We start from the raw sequence: 468 nt of genomic DNA on the forward strand, positions 1-468 counted from the left end.
GGGCGGGCGCAGCCGCAGCCCCAGCAGACGCAAAGCCCCTACGGAGACAATCCGCTGGGGAAAATCTTCGAGGAGATGCTGCGGCAAGGTGGCGGTGGCTTAGGCGGCATCCCCGGCGGACAGCCGGCGCCGCAACAGCCTCAAGCGCCCCCGCAACGTCAGGCACCGCAGCCACAGGCCAATCCGAGCGGCCGGCCGAAAAACCCGTTCGACGACCTGTTCGGCAAGATGTTCGAAACCGGCGCCCAGCAGCGTGATGACTACCAGAAGGGCGTGGAGACAATCTTCGACCAGTTTAAGCGGGACATGGACCGGCGGTAGGCGGTCTTCGCTGAGGTAGAAAGAGAAAAGCCCGGTCCTGGGAGGACCGGGCAGAGTGCAGGCGGGCCGGGGGGATCCGGCAGGGAGTGGGAGCCTGCATACTCGTCAGTCGCGTCGAACCCTGAAAAGGTTCACGGCAACCTAAAC

Annotated in this window: 1 pseudogene; it reads left to right on the forward strand. The window is 65.0% G+C overall.

From position 1 onward, the window contains the following. Window positions 1-321 (forward strand): annotated as a pseudogene (locus ENZ75_RS33940) (hypothetical protein); the annotation flags it as partial. Between the last annotated feature and the right edge of the window lie 147 nt (window positions 322-468).

This window comes from Mesorhizobium sp. M7A.F.Ca.CA.002.04.1.1 (genome assembly GCF_004022805.1).
Lineage (GTDB): Bacteria > Pseudomonadota > Alphaproteobacteria > Rhizobiales > Rhizobiaceae > Mesorhizobium > Mesorhizobium ciceri.